The sequence below is a fragment of the Streptomyces sp. NBC_00846 genome (assembly GCF_045207325.1).
Lineage (GTDB): Bacteria > Actinomycetota > Actinomycetes > Streptomycetales > Streptomycetaceae > Streptomyces.
This window is the reverse complement of record NZ_CP108846.1, coordinates 431,717-454,216: the sequence shown is the minus strand read 5'-3', so window position 1 is coordinate 454,216 and position 22,500 is coordinate 431,717. Positions and strand designations below refer to the sequence as shown.

Here is a 22,500-nt window from a genome sequence, read left to right as displayed (position 1 = left end):
GAACACAAGGGGACGTCGCACGCGGGCATCCGACGGGTCCTTTCGGGTAGCAGCATCGCCACAGGCGGGTTTTCGCGGCAGGGTGTTGCGGGCAAGCCACAGGGGGCTACGGAAGAGGGGGAACCGTGATCGTCTGGATCAACGGTGCGTTCAGCGCGGGCAAGACGAGCGCCGCGCGCGAGCTTGTCGATCTGATCCCGAACAGCACCTTCTACGACCCCGAACTGATCGGCGCGGGGCTGCGGTATCTGCTGCCCCAGAAGCGACTTGCCGAGGTGACGGACTTCCAGGACCTGCCGATCTGGCGGCGTCTGGTGGTGGATACCGCGGCAGCCGTGCTCGCCGAGGTGTCCGGGGTACTGGTGGTGCCGATGACGCTGCTACGACAGGAGTATCGCGACGAGATCTTCGGAGGGCTCGCCTCCCGGCGCATTCCGGTGCGCCATGTTCTGCTCTCACCCGAGGAAACGATCCTGCGCAAAAGGATCGCCGACCGGGTGGAGTTCGCCGACGACCCGGAGCACAGCGAACGAATCCGGCAGTGGGCCTACGAGCACATCGAGCCCTACCGGGCGGCGCTCGGCTGGCTCACCCGGGACGCCCACCCCATCGACACCAGCGCGCTCTCCCCGTACGAGACGGCCGAGCGAATAGCCGAGGCGGTCCGCACCGGAGCGGCCGCCGCCTGCGAGATCGTACAGACGCCCGAGCCGACGGCGGAGACCGTCGCGGCCGGCGTCCTGCTCTTCGACGAACACGACCGGGTGCTGCTCGTCGACCCGACGTACAAACCCGGCTGGGAATTCCCCGGTGGGGTGGTCGAGGCCGGCGAGGCACCGGCACAGGCCGGAATCCGTGAAGTGGCCGAAGAGATAGGCATCCACCTCGACCGGGTGCCGAAACTCCTCGTGGTCGACTGGGAGGCGCCCGAACCACCCGGCTACGGAGGGCTGCGGATGCTCTTCGACGGCGGCCTGCTGCCCGGCGCGGACGCCGAACGGCTGCTGCTGCCCGGCTCCGAACTGCGCTGCTGGCGGTTCGTCACCGAGGAGGAGGCGGCCACCATGCTGCCCACCACCCGGTACGAACGGCTGCGCTGGGCGCTGCGCGCCCGGGAGCGGTCAACCGTGCTCAACCTGGAGGCCGGAGTCCCGGTCGGCTGAGGCGCGCAGCACCGCGGCGGCGTCGACGGTGAGCGGATCGCCGTGCCCGAAGCAGGCCGTGGCCGGTTCCAGCGCGGCCAGCCGCCGGAACGAGGCCAGGGCCCGCGTCCGGTCGATGTTGAGGACGCCCAGCATCACCCGGTCGACCGCGGCCACGCAGTCGCCGGTGAACAGCACACCGTGGTGCGGCAGATGGACACCGATGGAACCGGGGGTGTGGCCGGGGGAGTGGACCACCCGGGCCCCCGAGCCGCGAGCTCCGCTCACCGCGTAGTGCGGCTGCGCAGACGGCCCGGAACCCGCGGGGCCGGGGGTGAACCGGAGTCGGCGCCAAGGAACGTTCCGTGGTCCGGACCCGGTCCACCGCGGACGGAGCGGCGGACCGGTCGAGCCCTGCGCACAGGAGACCCGCCGGAACACGGCGGGAACGGTGACGCAGGGTCAGGCCAGCTTGGACTCCGCGTAGTTCCGCAGGAACAGCGCCTCGGCGAGCGACAGACGTTCCAGTTCCTCCGGCGACACGCTCTCGTTCACCGCGTGGATCTGCGCCTCCGGCTCGCTCAGGCCGATCAGGAGGATCTCGGCCTCCGGGTAGAGCGCGGCGAGGGTGTTGCAGAGCGGGATCGAGCCGCCCATGCCGGACGTCTGCATCTTCTCGCCGGGGTACGCGGCCTCCATCGCCTGCGCCATCGACGTGTACGCCGGGCTGGAGGTGTCCGCGCGGAACGGCTGGCCCTGGCCGACCTGTTCCACCGACACCCTGGCCCCCCAGGGGGCGTGCGCCTCCAGGTGGGCGGTCAGGAGCCCGGTCGCCGCGGCGGCGTCCTGGCCCGGAGGTACACGCAGGCTGATCTGCGCCCGTGCGCTCGCCTGGAGCGAGGGGGTCGCGCCGACCACCGGCGGGCAGTCGATGCCGATGACGGTGACGGCGGGCCGGGCCCAGATCCGGTCGGCGACCGTGCCCGTGCCGATCAGTCCGACGCCGTCGAGGACCTTCGCGTCCTTGCGGAACTCGGCCTCCGAGTACTGCAGTCCGTCCCATTCGGTGTCCGTGGCGAGACCGTCGACGGTCGTGGTGCCGTCCTCGGCGCGCAGCGACGCCAGCAGCTGGATCATCGCGGCCAGCGCGTCCGGGGCGGCGCCGCCGAACTGTCCGGAGTGCAGGTTCCCTTCGAGGGTGTCGAGCGTGACGCGCAGCATCGTCATGCCGCGGAGTGTCGCCGTGACCGTCGGCAGACCGACCCGGAAGTTGCCGGTGTCGCCAATGACGATCGTGTCGGCGGTCAGCAGCTCGGGGTGCGCCTCCGCGTAACGCTCAAGGCCGCCCGTGCCCTGCTCCTCGGACCCCTCGGCGATCACCTTGACGGAGACCGGGACGCCGCCGTTCGCCTTGAGGGCGCGCAGGGCGACAAGATGCATGATGAAGCCGCCCTTGCAGTCCGCCGAGCCGCGGCCGAACCAGCGGCCGTCCCGCTCCGTCAGCTCGAACGGCGGGGAGAGCCAGGCGGACTCGTCGAGCGGCGGCTGCACGTCGTAGTGCGCGTAGAGCAGTACAGTCGGGGCGCCTGCCGGGCCGGGCAGGAAGCCGTACACCGACTGGGTGCCGTCGGGGGTGTCGAGCAGGGCGACGTCCTGGAAGTCCTCTGCGCGCAGCGCGTCGGCGACCCAGTTGGCGGCCGCCTCGCACTCGCTCTTCGGGAACTGCGCGGGATCCGCCACCGACTGGAAGGCCACCAGCTCGGCCAGCTCCGTCTTGGCGCGAGGCATCAGCGAGGCAATGGTCTCGGAGATCGGACGGGCGGTCATGGGCACGCTCCTCGTGGGTGCGACGTTATGTGTACGAATCCGGCTACATGCACACCGGGTGTGCGGCGTTGCATGAAGGACGAAGGTACGGTCGATCCTCCCACAGCGGGCGGCGGGCCGGGCGCGCCGTAGGATGCCGTGAGCAGCATGGGCCACTGGTGGGATCGGGAGCAGAAGCACATCGTGAGCAGCGAGAACGCAGATGCCGGGCATGAGCACGAAGAGTCGTCCGTGTGGGACGTCGTCGTAGTCGGTGGCGGACCGGCCGGAGCCTCCGCGGCATACGCGGCGGCGGTCGCCGGCCGACGGGTACTGCTCCTCGAAAAGGCGGAACTGCCCCGCTACAAGACGTGTGGCGGCGGCATCATCGGGTATTCGCGTGATTCGCTGCCGCCCGGATTCGAACTGCCGCTGCGGGACCGGATCCACGCGGTCACGTTCTCGCTCAACGGCAGGCTGGCGCGCACCCGTCGCTCGAAGAAGATGCTCTTCGGGCTCATCAACCGCCCCGAGTTCGACGCGGGACTGGTCGAGGAGGCGCAGAAGGCGGGCGCCGAACTCCGTACCGGAGCGACGGTGACAAGGGTCGAGCAGCACGGCGCCGCGGTACCGGACCGGCGCACGGTCGCCCTGGTGCTGTCCGGCGGCGAGACGGTGCTTGCCCGCGCGGTCGTCGGCGCGGACGGCAGCGCGGGGCGGATAGGTGCTCATGTCGGGGTGAAGCTCGACCAGGTGGACCTCGGCCTGGAGGCGGAGATCCCGGTTCCGGAGACGGTCGCGGAGGACTGGGCGGGGCGGGTGCTCATCGACTGGGGTCCCATGCCCGGCAGTTACGGCTGGGTGTTCCCCAAGGGGGACGTCCTCACCGTCGGCGTGATCTCGGCGCGGGGCGACGGCGCGGGCACGAAGCGGTACCTGGAGGACTTCATCGCCCGGCTCGGTCTCGCCGGTTTCGAACCGAAGGTCTCCTCCGGGCATCTGACGCGCTGCCGCAGCGACGACTCGCCGCTGTCACGCGGGCGGGTGCTGGTGTGCGGCGACGCGGCGGGACTGCTGGAGCCGTGGACCCGCGAGGGCATCTCCTTCGCGCTCCGGTCGGGGCGGCTCGCGGGTGAGTGGGCGGTGCGCATCGCGGAGTCGCACGACGCGGTGGACGCCCGGCGCCAGGCACTGAACTACGCCTTCGCCATCAAGGCCGGCCTGGGTGTCGAGATGGGCGTCGGACGGCGCATGCTGAAGCTCTTCGAGCGCCGCCCCGGGGTGCTGCACGCGGTGCTGACGGGTTTCCGCCCGGCGTGGAACGCGTTCGCGGGGATCACCCGGGGAACGACCTCGCTGGCCGAGCTGGTCCGTACGCATCCGCTGGCGCAGCGGGCACTGTCGGCGATGGACCGTTAGGGCCTGACACCCGGGGCGCTTCGCGGCGCTCGGAAGACTGGGAGGGTCGTGCCGGGTGCCGGGTGCCGGGTGCCGGGTGCCGGGTGCCGGGTGCCGGGTGCCGGGACGCCCGGGAGGGGCGGGCCGCTACGGGTCAGTCCTGTACGGCGACCCGGAAGACGGGGTGGTCCGGGCAGGCTGCCAGGAGTTCGGCGTCCGTGGACTTCGCGGTGACGCCCTGGAAGTACTGGTTGACCTGCCATCCCCACCGCTCCAGGTAGGTGCGGACGACGAGTGCCTTCTGCTCGTCGTCCGCGATCTCCACGGCCGTGAAGGTGCGAACCTTCCGGCCCACCCGCAGTTCGCCGCCGCCGGCCGCCCGCATGTTGCGCACCCACTGGGAGTGACCGCGTGCGGAGACCAGGTACTGCGCGCCCTTGTGGGTGTGGGGGTTCACGGGGATGCGCTGAGGCTGCCCGCTCTTGCGGCCGCGTACCGACAGTTCGGCCGAGCCCTGAAGGCTGACGCCGTGCCGGGCCAGCCAGCCGATGACGCCGTTCATCCGGACACTGAAGGCGTTGCCCTGAAGGTAGTACGGCTGAGACATGGTGACTCTCCTCATTGTGAGAGCGGTGCTCTCGATTGAGAGCAGTGTGCACGGAATCGGTGCTCAAAAACAAGAGCGCCGCTCTCGTTGTTGGTCGGTGCTCTCTGTCCGTGGCAGACTGAAGCCCATGAGCACTGTCCGGGGAGCCAGGGAACGGGCCCGTATCGAGGTCACCGCCGCCATCAAGGGCGAGGCGAAGAAGCAACTGGCGGCCGAGGGCGCCGCGAAACTCTCACTGCGCGCCGTCGCACGGGAGCTCGGCATGGCGTCCTCCGCGCTCTACCGCTACTTCCCCAGCCGGGACGAGCTGCTCACGGCCCTGATCGTCGACGCGTACGACGCCGTGGGCGAGACCGCCGAGGCCGCTCACCGGGCCGCCGTCGACGAGGCCGCCCCGCACCTCGCACGCTGGACCGCGGTCGCCCGCGCCGTACGCGACTGGGCTCTGGCCCACCCCCACGAGTACGCCCTGATCTACGGCTCGCCCGTGCCCGGCTACACCGCGCCGCAGGCCACGATCGGACCCGCCTCCCGCGTCGGCCTCGTCCTGATCACCATCGTCGGCGACGCCTACCGCACGGACGGTCTCGCCGTGCCGCCACTCGCCGCCGAGCTGCGCGCCGAGGCCGGGCGGATGGTGGCCGAATTCGCGCCCGGCCTCCCTCCGGGTGTCGCAGCGCCGCTGATCGCCGCCTGGTCACAGATATTCGGGCTGATCTCCTTCGAGATCTTCGGCCAGTTCAACCGGGTGGTGGAGGCCCGGGAGGTCTTCTTCCGGGAGGCCGTCACCGAACTGGCCCGCACGGTCGGGCTGCTCGGCCCCCGTGGCAGCTAGTAGCGTGTCGCTGTTTAGTTATGGCGTGTCTGGTTGGGAGGTTGGTGTCTGGCAGATTCCTTCCCCTTTGCCAGACAGGACTGTTGTCATGGGTTCGCAGAAGAAGCGGCCGGTCAGGTTGACCGTGCAGGATCGCGAGGAGTTGGTCCGGGTGACCACGACAGGTGTTCGTGGGGCCTCGATGATCATGCGTGCGCGGGTACTGCTTGCACTGGATACCTCGGCGGGTGAGGCGGATCCCAAGGAGGTGATCGCGGCCCGGCTCGGCGTCTCCGGTGAGACGTTGCGGCTGGTCGCCAAGCGTTTCGCCGAGACCGGTGGCGATGTTCACGCCACGATCGCGCGGAAGAAGCGCGACCTCCCACCGGTGCCCTCGCCAGTGACCGGTGAGGTCGAAGCCCGGCTGATCGCGATGGCGTGCTCACAGCCACCCCAAGGCCATGCCCGGTGGTCACTGCGGCTGCTGGAGAAGCACGTCGCGCTGGTCGAGGACATCCCCGATCTGGACCACTCCACCATCGGGCGGGTCTTAAAAAAACGGAACTGCGTCCTCACCTGAAGAAGTGCTGGACCATCCCACCACGAGCGAACGCGGAGTTCGCGGCCCGGATGGAAGACGTGCTGGCCGTCTATGCCCGGCCATATGACCCGGCACGTCCGGTGGTGTGCATGGACGAGAAGCCCTACCAGCTCCTCGACCATGCCCGCGACCCGCTCCCGGCCCGCCCTGGTCACGACGCCTGCCAGGACAGCGAGTACATCCGCTGCGGCACGTGCTCAATCTTCGTGTGGGTCGAACCCCTGCGCGGGTGGCGTCGAGTTCAGGCACTGTCCCAGCGGACCCGGATCGACTGGGCCGGCCAGGTCAAGCAGCTGCTGAGCGTGGATTACCCCGACGCCGAGGCCGTGGTGCTGGTGATGGACAACCTCAACACCCACGGCATCGCCTCACTGTACGAGGCATTCGAACCAGAAGAGGCCTTCGCGCTGGCCCAACGCCTCGAGATCCACCACACGCCCAAACACGGGTCATGGCTCAACATCGCCGAGATCGAACTCTCCGCGCTGACCCGGCAATGTCTCGACCGCCGGATCGGCGACCTCGACATCCTCAACACCGAACTCTCGGCCTGGCAGAACGCCACCAACACCGACCAACGTCACGTGGACTGGCAGTTCACCACGCACGACGCACGCATCAAACTGCGCCACCTCTATCCCAAAAATTAGCTGCGACGGTCTACTAGTGCCCCTCCCGGCAAGCTTTGCCCCGTCGCGCCGCCCAGCACGCACGCTCGCTGCGTTGGCCAAAAGCCCTGGTAGCTCCGCTACAAGGACTTCCGGCCGCCTTGCGATCGCACGCACTGGACGACGCTCCTTCCGGGCAAACATTGCCGGTCGCGGCACTAGTGCCGCTCCCGGCACTGGTGCCGCGACGGGGCAAAGCTTGCCGGGAGGGGCGCTAGGGTCCTTCGTCCGGACCGGGACTGATCGCGGCGGTGCCGGGGGCACGCGAATCAGGTCTGATCGCCGAATGGCAGGCCCGGGACCGGGCGTCGCCCTCCATCGGTCCGTACGTCGTACTCCACAGGGAGTACGGGTGATCACCACGCCCGGCTGACGCCCGCGCGGTGGTCCGCCGTCTAGCGTGGCCGCCATGGAAGAGCAACGCTCACACTGGGGCCACGGCGGGCTGCCGCGGTGGCTGACGGGGGAACCGGGGTACTCCGCCTCCCGGCTGCCCTGGCCGTCGACGATCCTGCTCGGTGCCGTCGTCATGATCGGTTCGACCATCGCGGCCCGGGGGCAGATGGGCGAGCGGGCGCCGCTGGACCTCTTCGCGCGGCTGCTGCTCTTCCTGGCCGTCGCCGTGCTTCTGCTGCGCCACCGTCACCCCGTGGTGGCCGTCTTCGGGGCGTCGGCCGCCGCGATGGTCTATCTGGCCGCCGGATATCCGTACGGGCCGGTCTTCCTGGCCGTCGCCGTGGCCTGCTTCAGCGCCGTCGTTGCAGGGCACCGGCGGGCCGCCTGGTCGGCCGTCGGCATGGTGTGGCTGGGGCACGTCCTGGTGGCCCACTGGCTCCCGCCCTCCGGTGGCCACGCCGCACCGTGGGGGCAGGAACTGGGCATCGCCGCCTGGGTGGTGGCCATCGTCGCCGCCGCCGAATTCGTCCGCGTACGCCGTGAGCAGTGGGCGGACCAGCGCGCCGAACGGGAGGCCGTCCAGCAGCGCCGGGCCGACGAGGAGCGACTGCGGATGGCGCGTGAGCTCCATGACGTCCTGGCCCACAGCATCTCCGTCATCAACGTGCAGTCGAGCGTCGGGCTCGCGTTGCTGGATTCCGACCCCGAACAGGCCCGTACCGCCCTCACCACTATCAAGGCCGCCAGCAAGGAGGCGCTGGGCGAGGTCCGTCAGGTCCTTGACACGCTGCGCGCCCCCGGAGACGCCCCCAGGGCCCCGGCTCCCGGACTCGACCGGCTCCCCGAACTCGTCGAACAGGCGGCGAGCACCGGACTGACCGTCACCGTCGAGACCGACGGGATGCGGGGCTCCGTACCGCCCGGCGCGGATCTCGCCGCCTTCCGGATCGTCCAGGAGGCGCTCACGAACGTGGTCCGGCACTCCGGATCGCGCACCGCGCAGGTCCGGATCGGCTACGAGCCCGGCCGCATCCGGCTCCGTATCGACGACGAAGGACCGGCCACCGGTAACGAGGCGGGCGGCAGCGGCAACGGACTGGCGGGCATGCGGGAGCGCGCCGCCGCCCTGGGTGGCACGATCGAGGCGGGCCCCCGGGCCGACGGCGGCTTCCGCGTGCGGGCCGAGCTTCCGCTGCTGTCCGACTCGCCAGGCGCGGCGGCGCCCAAGGAGGAGACACCGTGATCCGCGTACTGCTCGCCGACGACCAGCTACTGGTCCGGGCCGGTTTCCGGGCCCTGCTGGACGCCCAGCCCGACATCGAGGTGGCGGGCGAGGCCGCCGACGGTGAGGAGGCCGTACGCAAGGTGCGCGAACTACGGCCGGACACCGTGCTGATGGACATCCGGATGCCATGTCTCGACGGCCTCGCCGCCACCCGCGCGATCACCGAGGACCCCGGGCTGCGTGACGTGAAGGTGGTCATGCTCACCACCTTCGAGCTCGACGAGTACGTCTTCGAGGCGATCCGCTCCGGCGCTTCGGGCTTTCTCGTCAAGGACACCGAACCGGAGGAACTGCTGCGGGCGGTACGCGCGGTGGTGGCCGGCGACGCATTGCTCTCGCCCGGGGTCACCCGCCGACTGATCGCCGAGTTCGCGGCCCGGTCCAAGGAACCCGCGGCGGTCACCGGCCTGAGTGAACTCACCGAACGGGAAAGGGAGGTGATGGCACTCGTCGGCATAGGGCTCTCCAACGAGGAGATCGCCCGACGGCTGGTCGTCAGCCCGCTCACCGCCAAGACCCATGTCAGCCGCACCATGGTGAAGCTCGGCGCCCGGGATCGAGCCCAGCTCGTCGTACTCGCCTACGAGTCGGGGCTCGTGCGCCCCGGCTGGCTCGGCTGACCCGGCGCACCCCGACAGGCGCGGCCGGCCGGGCCACGGCCTCGTGAACCCGGGTCTCGAAGCTCACGCGTGCGGTGGCCGAGGGCCGGGAACTTCCCCTCGGCCACCGTTGAGCGGAGAGGTCACGAGCAGCACAGTACGTGCGCGTGCATTGAACGCATGTGCATTTGATGCACATGCAACAAGAGGTGTCATCTCTGCTGACGTGCGGTCATGGCGGCGAACAAGTCCGAGCGGGTGGTCGTCGACGAGTGGCGGGACATCCTCGCGCTCGCCAGGACGCTCTGTGAGCTCGACCGCGAGCTGCACCGGCACGGTCTGGGCGCCAGCGATTTCGAGGTTCTCGACATCCTCGCGGAAGGCGCGGCGCAGGACGGCGGCTGCGCCTGCCGCGTACAGGAGCTGGCTGCCCGGGGCCATCTCAGCCAGAGCGCGCTGTCCCGCCTCGTCGCGCGGCTGGAGAAGGACGGCCTCGTGTGCCGGGCGATGTGCGGCGAGGACCGCCGGGGCGTCAGGGTCGAGCTGACGGCGAAGGGCCGGGCGCGCCATGCCGAGGTGAAGCCGCTGCAGAGGTCCGTGCTCGCCCGGATGCTGAACGGGCCGGGGGACTGAGCGCCTCGTCCGGCGTCGTCTCGCCCCGGCCCGCCGACGGGATCAGATCCCGGAGTTCTCGGACCAGATCCGCGCCGGCTCCGGGTCTCCGGTCACGGTGATCGCCGTGAGCGGCAGCCGGTTCCACAGCGTCAGATAGAGCTCTTCGGCCGTAGCGCTCAACTCGCAGTCCACGGCGACCGCTTCGGACGACGCGTCATCCCGCACGGTCTGCGGCGGCTGTGGCGAGAGCCGCACGGTCCAGGCGGCGTCGGTGTCCGTTGTGCACACCCTCAGGGAGCGCGGTGTGTCGCTACGTACCCTGCTTCTCGGGAGGCTGTGAAAGCTGCGCAGCAACTCGTCGATGCCGTCCACCGCGTGATCCGCCGTCACCGGTGAAAGTCGTCCACCGCGCGCCGACTCCGCGTCCACCCGGTGAATCGTGGTCTCGTGCGCCTGTCGCCGGGCCCAGAACGCCAGCGGCGACGGGGCGGGCATGATGGTCCAGCACTCCAGTCCGGCCGGTGCGGTCTTCAGCGCGTCGACCAGGAGGCCGTGGCCCTCGCGGAACCAGTCGATCAACTGGGGTCCGTCCAGATCCGGTTCCTCACCGGCGGGGTGGTACGAGGTGTGGCCCTCGACGACGAAAGCGGTCGCCCAGCGGTGCACCCGCCCGGTGTGCCGGAGCAGGTCGCGTACCTGCCAGTCCGGACAGGTCGGCACGGGCGCCCCGGTTCCCGCTCCCTGTGCGGCGGCCGCCAGCAAGTGCCCTTCGGCGGCGAGGGTGTTGATGTGATCCGTGATCTCCATGGTGGTGATTGTGTCAGCGGGCCGGGCTGCCCGGCGGGGCGTTCGCGCAGCAGGGCCGGCCTCTCAGGCGTGCGCCGCGTTGCGTGCTCCGTATCCCAGCGCGGCGGCCGCGATGGCCAGCAGCGCCACCGTGGTGAGGGCCAGTGGCAGGGAGAGCCAGTCGGCCAGGAAACCGATCGCGGGCGGCCCGAGCAGCATCCCGCCGTACCCGAGCGTCGACGCGGCGGCCACTCCTCCGGGCCCGGCCAGCTCGCCCGCCCGGCCCACCGCGACGGGGAAGATATTGGCCAGACCGAGACCGGTGACGGCGAAACCGAGGAGCGCCGACCAGGTGGTCGGGGCGAGCGAGCCGAGGAGCATCCCGGCGGCGGCCGTCGTCCCGCCGGCGACGAGGGTCCGGGTCTGGCCGAGCCGTTCGAGCAGCGCCGTACCGCTGAGCCGACCGGCCGTCATGGACAGTGCGAACAGGGAGTATCCGGCGGCGGCGACACCCGGGTGGGCGTGCAGGTCCTGTTCGAGATGGAGGGCGCCCCAGTCGGCCAGCGCGCCTTCGCCGTACGCCGTGCACAGCGCGATCACGCCGAACAGGAGCACCGTGCGGCGGGCCCGCCCGGCCGGCCGCGGCACCTCGGCGGTGCCGGCCGTGGACGCGGGCCCCGGTGCCGGAGTACGCAGCAGCACCGGGCCGGCCGCCGCGGTGACCAGGAGTCCGACCCCGGTGAGGACGAAGAGATGCGTGGCGGGGGAGAGGCCGCCCGCGACCAGGCCGCCGAGCCCGGCGCCGACCATGCCGCCGAGGCTGAACGCGGCGTGGAAGCCGGGCATCACGGGGCGCCGCAGGGCAGCGACCAGGTCGACGGCCGCGCTGTTCATCGCCACGTTCATCCCCCCGTACGCGGCGCCGAAGACCAGCAGTACCAGGCCGAGCGCGAGCGCCGAATGCGTCCGTGCGGGCAGGGCGATGCTCAGGGAAAGGAGAACGCCGCAGACCACGGTCAGCGGATGGCTGCCGAAGCGCCGGCACAGCCGGCCGGTGAGCGTCATGGTCACCACGGCCCCGGCGGATACGCCGAGCAGGGCGAGCCCCAGAGTGGCGGCCGAGGCGCCGGTCTGGTGCTTGATGGCCGGGATGCGGACCACCCAGCCGGCGAAGAGGAAGCCGTCGAGGGCGAAGAACACGGTCAGCGCGGTACGGAGGCGGGCCGATGAAGCTGGGGCGGTGATTTCGCCCGGTCCCCCCGGCAGGGCCGTCCGCAATTTGTTTAGTTGCGGCACAAACTCAGCATAGGGGCGTCCGGACAACGCGCGCAAGACGGCTGCCTGTCGCGGGCGCACGAGGCGCATGTGCGCCACCGGGGCGTCGGCAACACCCGCGGATCATGGGAGACTCGCCCCCATGAACGGCAAGGTGACCACCACCCGGACAAAGTTGGAGAGGGGCCGCAGCGCGCTCGGACCCGCGCTGGAACTGGTCCACACCGGACGCGCGCCCACCCGCGCCGTCCTCACCTCCGAACTCGGCGTCACCCGGGCGACGGCCGGTGCGGTCGCCGCGGAACTGGAGGCGCTCGGCCTGATCCGGGTCGACTCCCGGCCGGGCTCCGCCGCCGGCTCGCAGGGCCGCCCCTCGCACCGGCTGGCCATCCGGGAGTCCGGCCCCGTCGCCATCGCCGCCCAGGTGCACGCCGACGGGTTCCGGGCCGCGCTCGTCGGGCTCGGCGGACGGCTCGTCGCCACCACCCCGAGCTGTGCCACCGTCACCGCGGACCCGGCCCAGGTCATCGGCGACGTCGTCGACGACTGCGCCCGGCTGCTGCGGGAGAGCGGACTGCGCTGCGTCGGCGCGGGCCTCGCGGTGCCGTCCGCGGTCGCCGAACCGGAGGGCACCGCACTGAACCCACTGCACATCGCCTGGCCCGCGGGTGCCCCGGTGCGCGAGATCTTCGCCGACCGGGTACGGGAAGCGGGCATCCCCGGGCCGGCGTTCACCGGGAACGACGTCAACCTCGCCGCACTCGCCGAGCACCGGCACGGTGCGGGGCGCGGCGCCCAGCATCTGCTCTGTGTGGCCACCGGTCACCGCGGCGTGGGCGGGGCACTGGTCCTCGACGGCCGCCTGCACACCGGGAGTTCGGGACTCGCGTTGGAGGTCGGGCATCTCACGGTGAACCCCGAGGGCCGGCCGTGCTACTGCGGCGGCCGCGGCTGCCTGGACGTCGAGACCGACCCGCTGGCCTTCCTGATCACCGCCCGTCGCGAACCCGGTCCGCAGGAGTCGCTGCTCAAGCAGGCCGGCGATCTGCTGCGTACGGAGTACGAGGACGGGGCGGTGCGGGGCGCGGCCGAGGCGCTGATCGACCGGCTCGGCCTCGGGCTCGCCGGGCTCGTCAACATCCTCAACCCCGACCGCATCATCCTCGGCGGACTGCACCGCGCCCTGCTCGACGCGGATCCGGAGCGGCTGCGCGCGGTGGTGGCGGACCGCAGCCTGTGGGGGCGCAGCGGCAGTGTGCCGATCCTGCCGTGCACGCTCGACTACAACAGCCTGGTGGGCGCGGCGGAACTCGCCTGGCAGCCGGTGCTGGACGATCCGCTGGCCGCGCTTGCGTGACGGGCCCCGAGGCCAGGTTCTCCGGGGCGGTGACCGAGGCCACGCCGTCGTAGTCGGTGCAGGCCGATCCCAGCGTCCGGCCGCCGATGGTGGCGAACACGGTCTCCGCACCGCGGATGGGCTCCCCGGTCACCGCCTCGGACGCCGTCGCCTGGATGTTCTCCAGTTGCATCCGGGTGACATTCAGGCCGGCCTGGCTCGTCGTGAGCCTGGTCGGCTTCAGGCTGGGGCACTGCGCCCCGCTGCACGACGTGGCGGCCGCAAGACGCGATGACACCGCTCCCCGCGCCCAGCGACGCCGAAGCCGCGGCCATCACCACAACGGTCCTACGACCGACAGAGCTCATGTCCACTCCCATGGAACCGCCTGAGCGTGTTCCGTACCGGCACATGACGGCCGGGACGGCCCGGGCGCGCGCAACACGCGACGGATGCCGCCCTTTCCGGACGACGCGACCGACCGTATCCACGCCCGTCCGGCCCGACCAGCCGACAAAAGCGAGCGTCATCTGATGAACCGCCGGTAGAACGGTGACGAACGCGATCGACGCATTCCAGCCGATGAAGGACCGGCCTTCCGGTACATCTGCCCCAGCGCTCCCGGCCCGACCACGGGAGCAGCCGCGGATCCGCCGCGTACTCCCGAAGGTGTACGCGCACGGCCGCCGGCCGTACGACGACTCGGGCCCCCTTCCGGGGCCAGGCTCGCAGTCGTCGGGAAAACCTGACCGCGCATCCTGAACCGAGGGAGCTGACCGAGATGAACACCCTGGCGTACAGCGGTGGACCCGGGCCCTGGATCCTCCTCTTCCCGCTCTTCTGGGCAGCCGTCGTCATCGGCGGCGTCACTCTCCTGCGCCGCACGGTCCTGCGCGGCCGACGCGGCCCCTGGCAGGCCCGTGCCACCCAGGAGAGCCCCGCCGAACCGTCACCGATCACGCTGCTCGGCCGCCGCTTCGCGGCCGGGGAGATCGAGGAGGACGAGTACTGGCGCCGGATCTCCGTCCTCGATGAACAGTTCGGCCGAGGCAACAAGGAAGGAGTGGCATGACGACCACCGTTCCCACCTCCGGGCCCACCCCCACCCCCACGTCCGCCACCGCCGCCGCGGCCCGGGTCGTCGACGCCGTGAAGCTCTACGGCACGGGAGACACCCGGGTCAGGGCCCTGGACCGGGTGAGCGTCGAATTCCCGGCCGGCCGCTTTACCGCGATCATGGGCCCCTCCGGCTCCGGCAAATCCACTCTCATGCACTGCGCGGCCGGACTCGACACCCTCACCTCCGGCTCCGCCTTCATCGGCGACACCGACCTCAGCGCCCTCGACGACCGCAGGCTCACCCTGCTGCGCCGACAGCGCATCGGCTTCGTCTTCCAGTCCTTCAACCTCCTGCCGACACTCACCGTCGCGGAGAACATCACCCTGCCCCTGGATCTGGCGGGCGAGCGCCCCGACCCGGAGTGGCTCGACGCACTGATCGACACCGTCGGACTGCGGGACCGGCTGCACCACCGCCCCGGCGAACTGTCCGGCGGACAGCAGCAACGGGTGGCCGTGGCCCGGGCCTTCGCGGGCAGCCCCGATGTCGTCTTCGCCGACGAACCGACCGGTAACCTCGACTCCCGCTCCAGCCAGGAGGTGCTCCGGCTGCTCGGCGGCACCGTCCGGCAGACCGCCCGTACGGTCGTCATGGTCACCCACGACCCGGTCGCCGCCGCCCATGCCGACGAGGTCGTCTTCCTCGCCGACGGCCGGCTCGTCGACCGGATGACCGACCCCACGGCGGAGCGCGTAATCGACCGGTTCAAGTCCTTCGCCCCCCACCCCTCACGAGGGCGGTGACGCCATGACCAGCCCCCGGGCATCCGTACGCCTGAGTGTCTCCTCGCTCCGCGCCCACAAGCGCCGCTTCTCCGGCACCTTCGTCGCCGTCCTGCTCGGCGTCGCGTTCCTCACCGGGACGCTCGTCATGGGCGACACCCTGCGCGCGAGCTTCGACACCATGTTCGGCAACGCCACCGCCGGTACCGACGCCGTCGTGCGCGGGACCGACGTGATTACCGTCGCCGGTGAGTCCCGGGGCACCCGGCAGCCGGTGAGCACCGCACTCGTGAAGACGATCGAGCAGACCCCCGAGGTCGCCGCGGCGGCCCCCGACATCCAGGGCGCCGGCCAGCTCATCGGCTCCGACGGCAAACCCGTCGGCGGCCAGGGGCCGCCCACCCTCGCCGGCAACTGGATCGACGACCCGAAGCTCAACCCGTACCGGCTCGCCGCCGGACGTGCCCCCGCCGCACCCGGTGAGGTCGTCATCAACCGCGGCGCCGCCGACCGGGGCGGGCTCAGGATCGGCGACACCACCGTGCTGCGCACCCCCGACCCCGTACGTGTCACGATCGTCGGACTGGCCACCTTCGGCAGCCAGGACGGCATGGGGCAGGTCACCTACACCGCGATGACGCAGGCCGACGCCGAGAAGCACCTCACGCCGAAGCCCGGCGAGGCATCGACCATCCAGGTGCGTGCGGGCCCGGGCACCAGCCAGCAGGAACTCGTCGACGCACTGCGCCCCGTACTACCCAAGGGCGTCGAGGCCATCACCGGTCAGGCCTCGGCCGCCGAGGACCGGGACATGATCTCCGGCGCCTTCCTCAGCCTGTTCACCACGCTGCTGCTGGTGTTCTCCGGGATCGTGCTGCTCGTCGCCACCTTCTCCATCCACAACACCTTCGCGATCGTCGTTGCTCAGCGGACCCGCGAGAACGCCCTGCTGCGCGCGCTCGGTGCCTCCCGCGGCCAGGTCGTCGGAGCGAGCCTCGTCGAGGCGGGCACGGTCGGCGTGACCGCCTCCGCCGCGGGGCTGGCCGGCGGCATCGGGGTCGCCGCCGGACTGCGGGCGCTCTTCTCCGCCGTCGGATTCCCGTTCCCCGCGGGCCCGCTGGTGATCGGCGCCGGGTCGCTGCTGCTGCCGCTCGCCGTCGGCATCCTCGTCTGCCTCGGCTCCGCCCTCCTGCCCGCCGTCCGGGCCGGCCGCACCGCTCCGCTCGCCGCCCTGCGCGAGAGCGCCGTGGACCACTCCGCGGCATCCCGTACACGCACCCTGAGCGGGCTCGTACTGCTGGCCGCCTCCGTCGGCACCATCCTGGCCGGCGTGTCGGCCGGCCGGTCCGGCCCGCTGTCGGCCGCCGGCGCGGTACTCGCACTCGCCGCGTTCGTGACGCTCGGACCGGTCGCCTCCTCGTACGCCGTACGGTTCCTCGGCGCTCCGCTCGACCGGCTGCGCGGCGTCACGGGCCGGCTGGCCCGCCGCAACGCCCTGCGCAGCCCCCGACGGACCGCGTCCACCGCGACCGCGCTGATGATCGGCGTCGCCGTGGTCTCCCTGTTCACCGTCTTCGGTGCCTCGCTGAAGGCCACCATGAACCAGACGGTGGACCGTTCCTTCGCGGGCGACGTCGCCATCAGTGCCCCCGCCTTCGGGGCGGGCGGCAGCGGCCTCAGCCCCCGGCTCGCCCCGGCCGTCGACCGGCTGCCGGAGGTCGCTACCGCCGTCGGCCTCGGTAAAGGGGTCGCCGAGGTCGACGGCGCCGGACGCGCTCTGACCGTCACCGACCCGGCCGCGCTCGGCAGGGTCTTCGACCTCGGCCGGGTCGACGGATCGCTGAACGGGCTGGGCACGAACGGGATCGCGGTGTCCGCCGCCGAGGCCGGCAAGCGCGGACTGCGCACCGGCTCCACCGCACGGCTCACCTTCACCGACGGCACCCGGCAGAACTTCACGGTCCGCGCCGTCTACGACCGGCCGGAACTGGCGGGCGACTACGTCATCACCCGCCAGGCCTGGGACCCGCACCGCGCCCAGGACTCCGACTCGCTGATCGCCGTCTCCTTCAAGCCCGGCGTGTCCACCGCCGACGGCAAGGCGGCAGTCGCGAAGACCGCGGAGGCGTACGGCAACCCGGACGTACAGACCCGCAGCGAGTACGCACAGTCCTCGGCCGGCGGCATCGACATGATGCTCACCCTGGTCTACGCCCTGCTGGCACTCGCCGTACTGATCGCGCTGCTGGGCATCGCCAACACGCTCACGCTGGCCGTCCACGAACGCACCAGGGAACTGGGCCTGTTGCGGGCCGTCGGGCAGACCAGGAGCCAGCTGCGGTCCATGGTCCGCTGCGAGTCCGTCCTGGTCGCCGCTTTCGGCACGGCGGGCGGTCTGCTGCTCGGCGGCTTCCTCGGCTGGGTGCTGGTCGAGGCATCCGCGGGTGGCACCGCCCTCGCCTTCGCGCTGCCGCCGCTGCGGCTCCTGGTGATCGCCCTCGTGGGGATCACCGCCGGGGCGCTGGCAGGCCGCCGGCCGGCCCGCCGGGCGGCACGGCTGGACGTGCTCCGCGCGATCGCCGCCGAATAGCGCACGGAAAGGAGCCGAACAGCGCACGGAAATGGAGGAGCGGGGCGCCGTCCGGCGCCCCGCTCCTCCATTTCCGCTACCCGACCACCGCCGACCGGGCGACGGAGGGCGTACGGCTCTCCAGATACGTGACGGCGTCCGGCTCGAACGGCCCGTCCGTGGTCGCCCCGTACACCGAGTGCGGTGGCCGCCCGGTGAACAGGGGAGGAGGTGCCGGAAGGGTGAACCAGACGACCTTCCCGGCCTCGCCGCTCGGGCGGACGCCCCAGCTCTCGCTGACCGCGGCGATCAGCGCGAGCCCGCGCCCCGACGTACTGGACGTACTGAGGTCGCGCACGGTCGGCAGCCGCGGGTCGTGGTCGTGGACGGACACCGTCAGCCGTTCGAGCAGCAACTCGATCTCGACGGTGCACGACTTGTCCGGCTGAGCATGCCGGTGGACATTGGTCAGCAGTTCGGTGACGCCGAGCGCCGCATGGTCGATCAACGGATCGAGATGCCAGTAGCGCAACTGCGCTGAAACGATTCTGCGGACCTGACCGATCCGCGACGGCAGGGCCTGGAGCTCCACCGTGCAGTGCCTGCTTGGCTCGCTGATCACGGCTGCGACTCCCCGAAATAGGTCCGGAAGAAGACGAGAGGGACGGATCCAGCAGACGACGAACCGCTGAATCCGGACCGGCGGTGACGGATCTCAGTGTCACCGCTGGTGAACCATGAGTGACATGTGACCAATGTCGCTCAGGGGCCACGGCTCTGCAACTCGCGCTGTCCCGGCGGGGTTGCTCCGTCAGATCATCCGGCTGCCCGCGCTCCGCAGCGTCTCGAGGAAGCGGTGGGCCGGTCCGGCCGTGTCCGGACCGTGGTTGCGCTGCCCCATCGTCAGCCGGTACCGCGTCCCGTTGAGACGCGCCACGGCCGCCCCTGCTCCGGCGAACCACGGCCTGCCCGCGCTCACCGCCACCACCGGGGCGCTGTCGATCTCCCGTCCGTAACTGGTCAGCAGGGCCAGCCGGCCGTCCTTGACGATGACCTGCCCGGCCCTCGTGAGCGAGCGGGCCCACCGCTCGATCCGTACCCCCGTCGCACTGAACTCCGTTTCCGGCATGACTGCTTCGCCCCCTTCGTAACGCCTCTGTCAGAAGTCTGCACGCATCCGGGACCTGCGCGCCAGGCCGCGTCCCGGAGCAATGTGGCAGCCGTCCTGTCCGGCCGGGCCAAGGCAGGGCTATGGAGCATCAAAGTGAACGTTTCTGCAGGTAGGGGGAATATCGTTGACGGCGAGAGTCCGGTGATACGAGGAGGAACGCGTTGATGGGCACCGCAAAGCACACAGACGACGGCCGGGTCGTGGCGACCATCGACATCGACCGCTCCGACTCCGAGTATCGGGCCTGGCTCAAGGAGGCCGTTCGCAAGGTCCAGGCCGACGCCAACCGTTCCGCCGACACCCACCTGCTGCGCTTCCCGCTGCCCGAGACCTGGGGCATCGACCTCTACCTCAAGGACGAATCGACGCACCCCACCGGCAGCCTCAAGCACCGCCTGGCCCGCTCGCTCTTCCTCTACGGGCTCTGCAACGGCTGGATCCGGCCGGGCAGGCCGGTGATCGAGGCGTCCAGCGGTTCGACGGCCGTCTCGGAGGCGTACTTCGCCAAGCTGATCGGTGTGCCGTTCATCGCCGTGATGCCCCGTACCACCAGCCCCGAGAAGTGCCGGCTGATCGAATTCCACGGCGGCCGCTGCCACTTCGTCGACGATTCACGGAAGCTGTACGAGGAGTCCGCCATGCTGGCCGCCGATACCGGCGGTCATTACATGGACCAGTTCACCTACGCCGAACGGGCCACCGACTGGCGCGGCAACAACAACATCGCCGAGTCGATCTACCAGCAGCTGAGGCTGGAGCGCTATCCGGAGCCGACGTGGATCGTCGCCACGGCCGGAACCGGCGGTACCTCGGCGACCATCGCCCGCTATGTGCACTACATGCAGTTCGACACCCGGATCTGTGTGCCCGACCCGGAGAACTCCTGTTTCTTCGACGGCTGGACCCACCACGACCTCCTGGCCACCAGCGACTGCGGCTCCCGGATCGAGGGCATCGGCAGGCCCCGGATGGAGCCGAGCTTCGTGCCCGGGGCCATCGACCGGATGATGAAGGTGCCGGACGCGGCCAGTGTCGCGGCCGTGCGCGCCCTGGAGGGAACCATCGGCCGGAAGGCGGGCGGCTCCACCGGCACCGGGCTGTGGAGCGCGTTCAAACTGGTCGCGGAGATGGTCGAACAGGGCAGTACCGGCAGCGTCGTCACCCTGTTCTGCGACCCGGGCGACCGCTACCTCGACAAGTACTACTCCGACAGCTGGCTCGCCGAACAGGGCCTGGACATCGCCCCGTACACGCGGACCATCGAATCCTTCCTGAGCAGCGGCAACTGGCCCGGATAGCACGGACGGAGCGCGGTACGCCCGGTCCGCGGCCGCACTCAGGCCGCGGGTGCGGCCAGCCGCCTGTCGAGATTGCGCACGGCGTTCCGAAACGCCCGGCCCATTCCCGGCCGGGCCAGCCGCAGGGTGAAGCGGAAGGGTGCGGAACCGTCGGCGGCGAACGTCCACCGCACCCGCGTCCCGGTCCCGGCCGGGGTGAGCCGCCACTCCTCCACCAGGGCTTTCGGGCCAGGGGCGTTGGACTCGTCGACCCGGTAGGCGTACCGCGCGCCGGGCTCGGCCGCGAGGATCGACTCGCGCAGCGCCGTGCCGCCCCTGAGCCGGATCTCGCGGCCCGCGCCCTCCTCGATGGGCCGGGCCGCAGTCACCGAGGTGAACCAGCTCGGCCAGCCCGCCACGTCGTCGGCGAGCGCACGGTAGACCGCCTCGGGAGGGGCGGACACCTCGGCGTCGAAGACCAGTCGCAGGGCAGCGGACTCGACGAAATCGAGGCCCACGGAACGGAGTCGGCGTGGCACGGATCGCACCTCCCGTGCGGTAGGTCGGCGGCGTACGGGGTCGTACAGGTCGCGCACACCATAGCTGTCACGCCGTCAGATGTCCTTGTACGTAAGGATGTTATGCGGGCGGGCGCTCCCACGCCGGGCTACGGCCCCGGACCCGCCGGACGGCCGAACATGCCGTCGAGCACCCGGCCGAAGACCCGGCGGCCCGCCGCGGCGATCAAAGGATCGACCCACCGCGGCAGCAGCCGGACACTCAGCTCCTCCACCCACACCACATGGGATCCGGAATCCGTGGGATACACATCGATCGACGCCCGGCCCCGCACCAGCGAACCGCGCTTCTCCACCCGGCACAGCCCCGCGCGCCCGACGGCGGGCGGGGTCCAGCGCACCACTTCCATCGGATCGTCGAAACCCAGCGGACCCACGCCCGTACGCGCCACGAAGACGGTCCCCACCCTGGTCGGGAGCCCCGTGGGGACGGTGATCGTGGTCAGCGGCACCCTCGCCGCGTGCCGTTCCCAGTCCGTCACCCGGCGCCAGGACTCGGCCGTGGGCAGATGCGTGAAACGCTCGATCCGGAAGACGGCCACAGCCCGATCCTAAGCCGTGCACCGCCCGGTCCGAGCTGAGCGGAACCGACACACCGCCCGGTCGCCAGTGCCGCGACGGAGCAAAGCCTGCCGGGAGGGGCAATAGCCAGGAGAGGGGCTGAAGGTCTTGGCCGGGCTCCCGACGCCTGGCACGCACACCTGCGGCGTTGCCAGAACGACCTGACAGCTCCTTCCCCAAGCTCTCAACTGCGTTCGAGCAGGGGAGGCCTCATCTGAGGCCGCTTCGGCGCCTTGCAGCTGCACGCACCGGACGTCGCTCGCTGATCCGGCCAAGATCTTCAGCACCCTCCTAGGAAGCGTCGTCCGCGATCCGGCCCGCCACCAGCAGGCTCGGCAGATGCTCCTCGATCTCCTCACGGGCGACAGCCGACAGACCCGCGTCCGTAACGAACGTGTCCACCTGCGCCAGGGCCGCGAACGAACTCAGTCCCACCGTGCCCCACTTGGTGTGGTCGGCGACCACCACGACGCGCCGTGCCGACTGGACGAAACGGCGGTTCGTCTCGGCCTCCGCCAGATTCGGCGTCGACAGACCGGCCTCCACCGAGATGCCGTGCACCCCGAGGAACAGCACATCGAAGTGGAGCGAGGCGATCGCCTGATCCGCGACCGGGCCGACCAGGGAGTCCGACGGAGTCCGAACCCCACCGGTGAGCACCACCGTGGCGGCCCCGGCACGCGCCCCGCCCGCGGACCCCGAGTGCTGCGCGCAGTGGAACACATCGGCGACCCGCACCGAATTGGTCACCACCGTCAGATCCGGTACGTCCAGCAGATGCTGGGCGAGCGCGTACGTCGTCGTACCACCGGAGAGCGCGATGGCGGTACCGGGCACCGCCATCGCGGCGGCCGCCCGCGCGATGTCCTCCTTGGCGGTCAGCTCCAGTGCCGACTTGGCCTCGAAACCGGGCTCGTGCGTACTGGCCTCGACCACCGGTACGGCCCCGCCGTGCACCTTCTCGATCACACCCTGGCGGGCCAGCGCGTCCAGATCCCGGCGGACGGTCATGTCAGAGACGTTCAGCCTCCGGGTCAGCTCATTGACCCGGACCCCACCACGCCTGCGCACCTCGTCGAGGATCAGGGCGCGCCGCTGCTCCGCGAGCAGGTTCTGATTCTCGCTCAACGCTGGTCCGGTCCTTCCTTCAGACAGCGCAACAGTCTCTTCGGAA

General features: G+C 71.0%; 23 protein-coding genes. 13 read left to right on the top strand and 10 right to left on the bottom strand.

Annotated features, from left to right (window positions below; all coding sequences use genetic code 11):
• Window positions 1–125: 125 nt before the first annotated feature.
• Window positions 126–1,163, top strand: a complete 1,038-nt coding sequence (locus tag OG936_RS02115) for an NUDIX domain-containing protein (protein ID WP_406492123.1) — start codon at window positions 126–128, stop codon at window positions 1,161–1,163.
• Here the strand turns inward: OG936_RS02115 and OG936_RS02110 are convergent.
• Window positions 1,122–1,583, bottom strand: a complete 462-nt coding sequence (locus OG936_RS02110) for an MBL fold metallo-hydrolase (protein WP_406492121.1) — start codon at window positions 1,581–1,583, stop codon at window positions 1,122–1,124. The genes OG936_RS02115 and OG936_RS02110 overlap by 42 nt on opposite strands.
• A gap of 21 nt (window positions 1,584–1,604) precedes the next feature.
• Window positions 1,605–2,969 (bottom strand): dipeptidase, encoded by a 1,365-nt coding sequence (locus OG936_RS02105; protein WP_383759157.1) that lies wholly within the window; start codon window positions 2,967–2,969, stop codon window positions 1,605–1,607.
• A 183-nt stretch (window positions 2,970–3,152) separates the two neighbouring features.
• On the opposite strand from OG936_RS02105, the gene OG936_RS02100 reads away from it, so the two are divergent.
• Window positions 3,153–4,367 (top strand): geranylgeranyl reductase family protein, encoded by a 1,215-nt coding sequence (locus tag OG936_RS02100; protein ID WP_406492119.1) that lies wholly within the window; start codon window positions 3,153–3,155, stop codon window positions 4,365–4,367.
• A gap of 133 nt (window positions 4,368–4,500) precedes the next feature.
• Here the strand turns inward: OG936_RS02100 and OG936_RS02095 are convergent, their stop codons facing one another.
• Window positions 4,501–4,953: a nitroreductase family deazaflavin-dependent oxidoreductase gene (locus tag OG936_RS02095; RefSeq protein ID WP_406492117.1), complete on the bottom strand. Its 453-nt coding sequence runs from the start codon at window positions 4,951–4,953 to the stop codon at window positions 4,501–4,503.
• Window positions 4,954–5,080: 127 nt separating this feature from the next.
• Here OG936_RS02095 and OG936_RS02090 point away from each other — a divergent pair, with 127 nt between their 5' ends.
• The 6 genes from OG936_RS02090 to OG936_RS02065 all read left to right on the top strand — a co-directional run bounded on the left by OG936_RS02090 (window position 5,081) and on the right by OG936_RS02065 (window position 9,949).
• A complete protein-coding gene (locus tag OG936_RS02090) occupies window positions 5,081–5,788 on the top strand; it encodes a TetR/AcrR family transcriptional regulator (protein ID WP_406492115.1) in 708 nt (235 codons plus the stop codon).
• A gap of 88 nt (window positions 5,789–5,876) precedes the next feature.
• A complete protein-coding gene (locus tag OG936_RS02085) occupies window positions 5,877–6,347 on the top strand; it encodes a helix-turn-helix domain-containing protein (protein WP_406492113.1) in 471 nt (156 codons plus the stop codon).
• Entirely contained in the window at window positions 6,236–7,018 is a 783-nt protein-coding gene (locus OG936_RS02080) for an IS630 family transposase (protein WP_406492112.1), read from the top strand. Before OG936_RS02085 ends, OG936_RS02080 begins: the two co-directional genes overlap by 112 nt.
• A 427-nt stretch (window positions 7,019–7,445) precedes the next feature.
• Window positions 7,446–8,675, top strand: coding sequence for a sensor histidine kinase (locus OG936_RS02075; protein WP_406492111.1), 1,230 nt, complete (start codon window positions 7,446–7,448; stop codon window positions 8,673–8,675).
• Window positions 8,672–9,337, top strand: coding sequence for a response regulator (locus tag OG936_RS02070; protein WP_406492110.1), 666 nt, complete (start codon window positions 8,672–8,674; stop codon window positions 9,335–9,337). Before OG936_RS02075 ends, OG936_RS02070 begins: the two co-directional genes overlap by 4 nt.
• Before the next feature lie 213 nt (window positions 9,338–9,550).
• On the top strand, window positions 9,551–9,949 hold the full coding sequence (locus OG936_RS02065; protein WP_406492109.1) for a MarR family winged helix-turn-helix transcriptional regulator: 399 nt from the start codon (window positions 9,551–9,553) through the stop codon (window positions 9,947–9,949).
• Window positions 9,950–9,991: 42 nt separating this feature from the next.
• On the opposite strand, the gene OG936_RS02060 is transcribed toward OG936_RS02065, so the two are convergent.
• Both OG936_RS02060 and OG936_RS02055 read right to left on the bottom strand, forming a co-directional pair.
• Window positions 9,992–10,738, bottom strand: coding sequence for a maleylpyruvate isomerase family mycothiol-dependent enzyme (locus tag OG936_RS02060; protein WP_406492108.1), 747 nt, complete (start codon window positions 10,736–10,738; stop codon window positions 9,992–9,994).
• Between the two features lie 63 nt (window positions 10,739–10,801).
• On the bottom strand, window positions 10,802–12,013 hold the full coding sequence (locus tag OG936_RS02055) for an MFS transporter (RefSeq protein ID WP_406492107.1): 1,212 nt from the start codon (window positions 12,011–12,013) through the stop codon (window positions 10,802–10,804).
• Window positions 12,014–12,134: 121 nt separating this feature from the next.
• On the opposite strand from OG936_RS02055, the gene OG936_RS02050 reads away from it, so the two are divergent.
• From OG936_RS02050 to OG936_RS02035, 4 genes are all read left to right on the top strand, one after another.
• Entirely contained in the window at window positions 12,135–13,349 is a 1,215-nt protein-coding gene (locus OG936_RS02050) for an ROK family protein (RefSeq protein WP_406492106.1), read from the top strand.
• Window positions 13,350–14,109: 760 nt separating this feature from the next.
• Complete coding sequence (locus OG936_RS02045) at window positions 14,110–14,400, top strand: SHOCT domain-containing protein (protein ID WP_406492105.1); 291 nt, start codon at window positions 14,110–14,112, stop codon at window positions 14,398–14,400.
• Complete coding sequence (locus OG936_RS02040; protein ID WP_406492104.1) at window positions 14,397–15,191, top strand: ABC transporter ATP-binding protein; 795 nt, start codon at window positions 14,397–14,399, stop codon at window positions 15,189–15,191. Before OG936_RS02045 ends, OG936_RS02040 begins: the two co-directional genes overlap by 4 nt.
• Before the next feature lie 4 nt (window positions 15,192–15,195).
• Entirely contained in the window at window positions 15,196–17,760 is a 2,565-nt protein-coding gene (locus tag OG936_RS02035; protein ID WP_406492103.1) for an ABC transporter permease, read from the top strand.
• Window positions 17,761–17,836: 76 nt separating this feature from the next.
• Here the strand turns inward: OG936_RS02035 and OG936_RS02030 are convergent, their stop codons facing one another.
• Both OG936_RS02030 and OG936_RS02025 read right to left on the bottom strand, forming a co-directional pair.
• Window positions 17,837–18,361, bottom strand: a complete 525-nt coding sequence (locus OG936_RS02030; RefSeq protein ID WP_406492102.1) for an ATP-binding protein — start codon at window positions 18,359–18,361, stop codon at window positions 17,837–17,839.
• 189 nt (window positions 18,362–18,550) lie between these two features.
• On the bottom strand, window positions 18,551–18,868 hold the full coding sequence (locus OG936_RS02025) for a hypothetical protein (RefSeq protein ID WP_383759146.1): 318 nt from the start codon (window positions 18,866–18,868) through the stop codon (window positions 18,551–18,553).
• A gap of 206 nt (window positions 18,869–19,074) precedes the next feature.
• On the opposite strand from OG936_RS02025, the gene OG936_RS02020 reads away from it, so the two are divergent.
• Window positions 19,075–20,208 (top strand): PLP-dependent cysteine synthase family protein, encoded by a 1,134-nt coding sequence (locus tag OG936_RS02020; protein WP_406492100.1) that lies wholly within the window; start codon window positions 19,075–19,077, stop codon window positions 20,206–20,208.
• Window positions 20,209–20,246: 38 nt separating this feature from the next.
• Here the strand turns inward: OG936_RS02020 and OG936_RS02015 are convergent, their stop codons facing one another.
• From OG936_RS02015 to OG936_RS02005, 3 genes are all read right to left on the bottom strand, one after another.
• A complete protein-coding gene (locus OG936_RS02015; protein ID WP_406492099.1) occupies window positions 20,247–20,726 on the bottom strand; it encodes an SRPBCC family protein in 480 nt (159 codons plus the stop codon).
• Window positions 20,727–20,854: 128 nt separating this feature from the next.
• Window positions 20,855–21,307, bottom strand: coding sequence for an SRPBCC family protein (locus OG936_RS02010; protein WP_383759143.1), 453 nt, complete (start codon window positions 21,305–21,307; stop codon window positions 20,855–20,857).
• 310 nt (window positions 21,308–21,617) lie between these two features.
• Window positions 21,618–22,454 carry a DeoR/GlpR family DNA-binding transcription regulator gene (locus OG936_RS02005; protein ID WP_406492097.1) on the bottom strand — a complete coding sequence of 279 codons (837 nt, stop codon included), beginning with the start codon at window positions 22,452–22,454 and terminating at the stop codon, window positions 21,618–21,620.
• Window positions 22,455–22,500 lie beyond the last annotated feature (46 nt).